The sequence below is a fragment of the Neoroseomonas soli genome, from assembly GCF_018129065.1.
GTDB lineage: Bacteria > Pseudomonadota > Alphaproteobacteria > Acetobacterales > Acetobacteraceae > Neoroseomonas > Neoroseomonas soli.
The window spans coordinates 132,932-139,186 of the sequence record NZ_JAAEDM010000005.1 but is presented as its reverse complement, the minus strand read 5'-3'; the positions used below and the strand labels follow the sequence as shown (position 1 = coordinate 139,186).

Below are 6,255 nucleotides of genomic sequence, written 5' to 3'. Positions count from 1 at the left end.
GGCGAGTCCCAGCCGCCGCCGGGCGGCGTCGCCGACGGCATCCCGCCGCCCCAGGCCGCGGGCTGGGCGCCCGCCTGCTCGACGCGCACCTCGATCTCGTAGGCGCCGAGCCGCAGGCGGTCGCCGTCCTCGAGCATCTTCACCTGGTCGCGCCCCACCGGCGTGTCGGCGTGGTTGACGAAGGTGCCGTTGGTCGAGAGGTCGCGCACCTGCCAGCCGCCGCCACGGAATTCGAGCACGCAATGGTGCTTGGACAGCAGCCGGTCGGGATCGGGCAGCACCCAGTTCGCGTCGGCGCCGCGGCCGATGATGAAATCGCCGCCGGGCACGCGGCGCTGCTCCGGCACGACACTGTCCGGGCAGCGCAACACGGTGAGGGTCAGTTCCATCGGCAGGCTCCTCCGCACGCGGCGACGCGGCGGGCGATCACGGCAGGCAGGGCGCGGTCGGGCATGCGGCCGGAGCATATCTCCGGCAGCCACGGCATGGCACGCGCGACGCAGCGCGACGCGCATCGCGCGCCGCTCCGAGTCCGCCCAGGTTCCAGGCCACTGCCGCCGGACATCGACACCTTCCTCTGCCCCATCCGCACCATAGACGGGTTCGTCGCCAACCTGGAACAGCACGGCCCCGACGACAATCGCATCGCTTCACACCCCGCGCGATGCGGAGCGGGCGCGACGCGCGCGCGGCTTGAGCCAGCGCAAGGCGTGCGGCAGGCCGCGAGACGCATATGCCCGGCATGTCCGCGACCCTCGCCCCATCCCCCGCCACGCTCCTGCGCCACGCCACGACGACGCTGCCGCGTTACACGAGCTACCCGACCGCGCCGCATTTCGCGCCGCTGGCGGCGGAAGACTACGCCGCCTGGCTGCGCGAGGCGGGGCCGGGCGATACGCTTTCGCTCTATGTCCACGTGCCATTCTGCCATTCGCTCTGCTGGTATTGCGGCTGTCACACCACGGTCACGCGATCGTCGGCGCGGATCGCGCGCTACGGGGCGGGGCTGGCGAAGGAAGCGGCGATGCTCGCGGCGCTGCTGCCCGCGCATGGCGGGGTCGGCTCGCTGCACCTGGGCGGCGGCACGCCGACCGCGCTCGGCGCGGAGGGCTTGGCGCGCGTTGCGGAAGCGCTGCGCGGCGCCTTCGCCTTCCGCACCGATGCCGAGGTCGCGGCCGAGCTCGACCCGCGCAGCCTCGACGATGACCTGCTCGCGGCGCTGGCGCGCATCGGCCTGAAGCGGGCGAGCCTCGGCGTGCAGGACATCACGCCGGCGGTGCAGGAGAAGATCGGCCGCGTGCAGCCCACCGCCCAGGTCGAGGCCGCCGTGCGCGGCCTGCGCGCGATCGGCGTCGGCAGCATCAACATGGACCTGATCTACGGCCTGCCCGCGCAGGGCGTGGCGGAGATCGAGGCCTCCGCCCGCTTCGCCGCCGATTGCGGCGCCGACCGCGTCGCGGTCTTCGGTTACGCCCATGTGCCGTGGATGAAGGCGCACCAGAAGGGCATCCGGGAGGATGAACTGCCCGACGCCACCCTGCGCATGGCCCAGGCCGAGGCCGCGGCGCGGGTGCTGACCGGGGCAGGCTACGTCGCCATCGGGCTCGACCACTTCGCCAGGCCCGGTGATGCGATGGCGGTGGCGGCCACCGCCGGAACCCTGCGGCGCAACTTCCAGGGCTACACCACCGACACCGCAGCCTTCCTGGTCGGGCTCGGAGCCTCGGCCATCAGCAGCACGCCGGACGGATTCGCGCAGAACGAGGCCGGGGAGAAGGAGTGGCTCGCCGCCGTCGAGGCCGGGCGCCTGCCCGTCGTGCGCGGTCGCGCCCTGAGCGCGGAAGACCGGCTGCGCGCCCGGCTGATCGAGCGCGTGATGTGCGACGGCGCCATCGGGCTCGCCGCCGTGCCGCCCGCGGTCATGGCGACGGCGGCGGAGCGGCTGGATGGGCTCATCGCCGACGGGATGGTGGCGCGGCAGGGCGGGCGGCTCGAGGCGACGCCGGCCGGGCGGCCCTTCCTGCGGCATTTCGCGGCCTGCTTCGACGCCTACCTCGCCCCCTCACCGCGGCGGCACAGCGCGGCCGTCTAGAGCAGCGTCCGGTCGAGTGGAACCGCTGCGCGGTTCCGCCGACCGGACATAAGCTGCTCTAGATTCAAAATTTTCGAGAGCAAGAAATCCGATCAGGTGATTCCACCTGATCGGATATTGCTCTGGTGTCCTGATTCCGAAATCCTGCGGACTTCGTTCTCAGGACACTAGCCTTTGTTTTCAGTGGCCTGCTCGTCCGCTTCGTTCGCCGGAAATCCAGCGAACTTCGCGGGCAGGACAATAGAACGGTCTCCGTTCGCCTCGGCTTACGGACACCGCTCCAGGCCTTTGTTTCTACGAGCATCTTCACCCGATCAGGCGATTTCCACCTGACGGGATCTGCTCTCGTGCGGGCCGGCTACCGCCCGGCGCAGAGCCTCTCCAGCGTCGCCGTCAGGTCCGCCGGGTCGTAGGGCTTGGGCAGCACCGGCACATGCCGGTGCCCGGGCGGCAGCCCTGCCGCGCCGTAGCCGGTCGCCACCACGAAGGGGATGCCGCGCGCGGTGAGCACGTCCGCAACCGACAGCGACGTTTCGCCGCCGAGGTTGAGGTCGAGCACGGCCGCGGCCGGCACCTCGGCATCGAGCAGCGCCATCGCCTCGGACACCGAGCGCGCCGGCCCGATCACGCCGAAGCCGGCATCGAGCAGCGCATCCTCGACCAGCATGGCGACCAGGGCCTCGTCCTCGATCACAAGGACACGGCGGTGCGCGAGGGTCTGGGTCATGCGGGCTCCTCCTGAGCGGCCGGCGGGACGGGTGGCCCCAGGAGTCGGGTCCGACCGTCGCGCGGGCGTGACACTACCTTGGGTGGTGCCCAAGGTCATGCCCACACGTTACGGTCCGTTTCCCGGAGGCTCCCCCATGTAGCGCGGGGCGCCGCCCGCGTCATCGTTGCCCGCGCCCACTTCGGGTCACCGCCGCGTGAGCGCGACCACGGCCGCCAGCGCGGCCAAGCCCGCCGCCGCCATCAGCGCGATGGCGCTGCGCGGGCCGAGTTCGTCCGCCAGCGCCCCCACCACCAGCACCCCGAGCGGCCCCGTGCCGATGCAGGTCGTGATCAGGCCGAGGATACGGGAACGCGCCTCGATCGGCGCCTCCATCATCACGAGGCCGGTCTGCAGGCTGGAGAAGGCGGCGATGCCGATGCCGGCCAGCACGAGCAGCAGCACCGCCAGCCACAGGCTGGGTGCCAGCACCGCCAGGATCAGCACCACGACGAAGGCCGCCGAGCCCGCCACGAAGGTCCTCCGCCCGGGTTGCGGGCCGCTCCGCAGCGCGAGGCCCAAGCCGGACACCAGGGCCCCGAAGGGTTCGGCCGCGGCGAGCAGGCCGATCTCCGCCGGGGTCGCGTGGAAGGCGACGGCACCGAAGGCAGGCAGGATCGCCGTATAGGAGAAGGCGAAGACGTTCATCACGACCGTCACGCCGAGCACCAGGCGCAGGGTGGGATGCCCCAGCGCGATCCGCACCGCCTCCATCACGTCGAAGAGGAGGCGCCGCGCCACCAGCATCCTCCTCTCCTGCCGGTGCACGACGCCGGAGACCAGCACCAACGCGACGAGATAGAGGACGGAGGCGATGACATAGGCCGCGGTGACACCGACCGTCTGGTAGAAGATGCCGCCCGCGAGCGGCCCGACCATGCGTGTCGTGCTGCCCGTCATGGTGTCGAAGGCGACCGCCTGGACGATGCGGTGCGGACCGGCGGCCTCGGCGACCATGCGGCGGCGCGTGGCGAGTTCGTTGGTCCAGACCAGCCCGCCCAGCATGCCGTTCAGGAACAGGTGCCAGAGCGTGAGCGAGCCGGTCGCGGCGAGGATGGCGATGACGACCGCGCCCACCGCCGTCGCCGCCTGGCCCGCCATCAGCAGGTGCTTGCGGTCGAGGCTTTCGGCGATGGCACCCGACAGCGCGCCCGCCGTCAGCATCGGCAGCGCGCGCGACATCAGCACGAGGGAGACGGCGAAGGCCGAGCCGGTCAGGTCATAGGCAAACAGCCCGCTGACCAGCATCTCCACCCAGCGCATCGAATTGGTGAGCCCGCCGGCCGCCCAGAGGCGGACGAAGGCCGCATCCGCGAGCAGGTCGCGGACCGGACTTCGGCCGGGTGTGCCATCGGGCATTTTCAGTAGCCGGAATCCTCCAGGCGCAGCAGCGGGAAGGCGCTGTGGACATGCGGCAGGTTGGTCGGCGCCGCCGGATGGACGAAGGACGGCCCGAGCTGGTCATAGGCGGTGACCCCGAGCAGCCCGAGGCAGGAGCGGATCTCGTTCTCCAGGATCTCGAGCAGCCGCACCACGCCGGGCGCACCGTCGGCGGCGAGCGCGTAGCAGTAGAGACGGCCGAGGCCGACGAGTTCCGCACCCATGCAGAGCGCCTTCACCACATCCGTGCCGCGGGAGAAGCCGCCATCCACCCAGACCTTGGCGCGGCCGGCGACGGCCTGGACGACCTCCGGCAGCACCTCGATCGACCCTCGGCCGGCATCGAGCTGGCGCCCGCCATGGTTGGAGACATAGACGACCTCGGCGCCGTGCTCGCAGGCGATGACGGCGTCCTCGGCCGTCGCGATGCCCTTGAGGATCAGCGGCAGCGTGGGGTGCCGGTCCTTGATGCGCTTCACGTCGTCCCAGTTCAGCGCGGCCTGGTGGCGCTGCGCGTCGCCGGTCGCCGTGGCGCGCCAGGGCTTGGCGAAGCGGCGGACGATGTCGCGCTCGCGGCGGCTGTAGATGGCGGTGTCCACGGTCAGGCAGAAGGCGTCGTAGCCCGCGGCGATCGAGCGCTGGATGCTGTCCTCGATGAAGGCGGCATCGCCGCGGACGTAGAGCTGGAAGATCTTCATCCCCGGCGTCGCCGCGGCGGCCTGCTCGAGCCCCGGCTGCGTCACGCTGCTGACCATGATGGGCGCGCCGAAGGCGCTGGCCCCCTCCCCCGCCGTCACCGAGCCGTTGGCGCCGACGGCGATGGATTCGAGGCCGCCGACCGGCGCGAGCAGCACCGGCAGGCGGATCTTCTTGCCGAACAGGGTCGAGGTGCTGTCGATGCTGGACACGTCGCGCAGCACGCGCGGGCGGAAGGCGATGGAATCGATCCCCATGCGGTTGCGCCGCATGGTGGTCTCGGTCTCGGTGGCGCCGGTGACGTAGTCCCACAGGTTCGCGTCGAGGCGGGTCTTCGCCACCTTCACGAATTCATGCAGGGCCAGGTACTTGGTTTCCATCGCGGCCATCGCTTCGGGCGTGACGGTCGTGGGCATCGGGTGGGCGCTCCGTGTCAAAGGAAGTCGCGGGTCCAGGCGGCGTAGTCGGCTTCGCGCGTGACGGCCTTCATCAGCGAGGCCGGCGCGACGCCTTTCAGTTCGGCGGGCGGCATGCCGTCGCGCAACGCCTTCAGCGTGGCATGGATGGCGGCGACCGCGGCGGCGAAGGGCTGGTGCCCCTGCAGCGCGACGCGCACGCCATGGGCGGCGAGGCGCGCCTTGTCCGACATGCCGGCCGGCGTGCCGCCGAGAATGATCGGCAGCCCGCCCGAGGCCGCCTGGATGGCGGCAAGCTGCTCCCAGTCGTTCACGCCGGTGAAGAACAGCGCGTCCGCGCCGCAGGTCGAGTAGGCCTTCGCACGCCGCACCGCCTCATCCAGGTTCACGAGGTTCAGCGCGCTGGTGCGCGCCACAACCACGAGACCGGCATCGTCGCGCGCCGCGACCGCCGCGCGCATCTTGCCGAGGCCGGCTTCCAGGCTCAGCAGCCCCGGCTCCCCGCCGCCATGGGCGCGCGGCAGGTCGGTGTCCTCGATGGTCAGGGCGGCGATGCCGGCGGTTTCCAGTTCCTGCACCGTGCGCATCACGTTCAGCGCATTGCCGTAGCCGTGGTTGGCATCGACCAGCAGCGGCGGCGCTCCGGCGCGGCAGATGCGGCGCGCCTGGTCGGCGAATTCGCTCAGGGTCAGCAGGATGATGTCCGGCGCGCCGAGCACGGTCAGGGAAGCAACGGAGCCCGCGAACATCGCGGCCTCGAAACCGAGGTCGGTCGCGATCCGCCCGGCGATCGGGTCGTGCACGGAGGCAGGGTGGATGCAGGCGTTCCCTGCCAGGATCGCGCGAAAGGCCGCACGGCGCCGCGCCGTGCCCGAAGGACGTTCCATCCCGGTTCCCCGATTGAT

6 protein-coding genes are annotated in these 6,255 nt (G+C 71.5%); 1 reads left to right on the top strand and 5 read right to left on the bottom strand.

Annotated elements, in window-relative coordinates; genetic code table 11:
- The coding region (locus tag GXW76_RS03530) for a type VI secretion system-associated FHA domain protein (protein WP_211860604.1) at positions 1-389 on the bottom strand (389 nt) is incomplete at its 3' end.
- 353 nt (positions 390-742) lie between these two features.
- On the opposite strand from GXW76_RS03530, the gene hemN reads away from it, so the two are divergent.
- On the top strand, positions 743-2,092 hold the full coding sequence (gene hemN, locus GXW76_RS03525; RefSeq protein WP_211860603.1) for an oxygen-independent coproporphyrinogen III oxidase: 1,350 nt from the start codon (positions 743-745) through the stop codon (positions 2,090-2,092).
- 358 nt (positions 2,093-2,450) lie between these two features.
- On the opposite strand, the gene GXW76_RS03520 is transcribed toward hemN, so the two are convergent.
- The 4 genes from GXW76_RS03520 to GXW76_RS03505 form a co-directional block, all read right to left on the bottom strand.
- Positions 2,451-2,819, bottom strand: coding sequence for a response regulator (locus GXW76_RS03520; RefSeq protein ID WP_211860602.1), 369 nt, complete (start codon positions 2,817-2,819; stop codon positions 2,451-2,453).
- A 186-nt stretch (positions 2,820-3,005) separates the two neighbouring features.
- Positions 3,006-4,217, bottom strand: a complete 1,212-nt coding sequence (locus GXW76_RS03515) for an MFS transporter (RefSeq protein WP_211860601.1) — start codon at positions 4,215-4,217, stop codon at positions 3,006-3,008.
- A 2-nt stretch (positions 4,218-4,219) separates the two neighbouring features.
- Positions 4,220-5,350, bottom strand: a complete 1,131-nt coding sequence (locus GXW76_RS03510) for an alpha-hydroxy acid oxidase (RefSeq protein ID WP_211860600.1) — start codon at positions 5,348-5,350, stop codon at positions 4,220-4,222.
- Between the two features lie 17 nt (positions 5,351-5,367).
- On the bottom strand, positions 5,368-6,237 hold the full coding sequence (locus tag GXW76_RS03505; RefSeq protein WP_211860599.1) for an isocitrate lyase/PEP mutase family protein: 870 nt from the start codon (positions 6,235-6,237) through the stop codon (positions 5,368-5,370).
- Positions 6,238-6,255 lie beyond the last annotated feature (18 nt).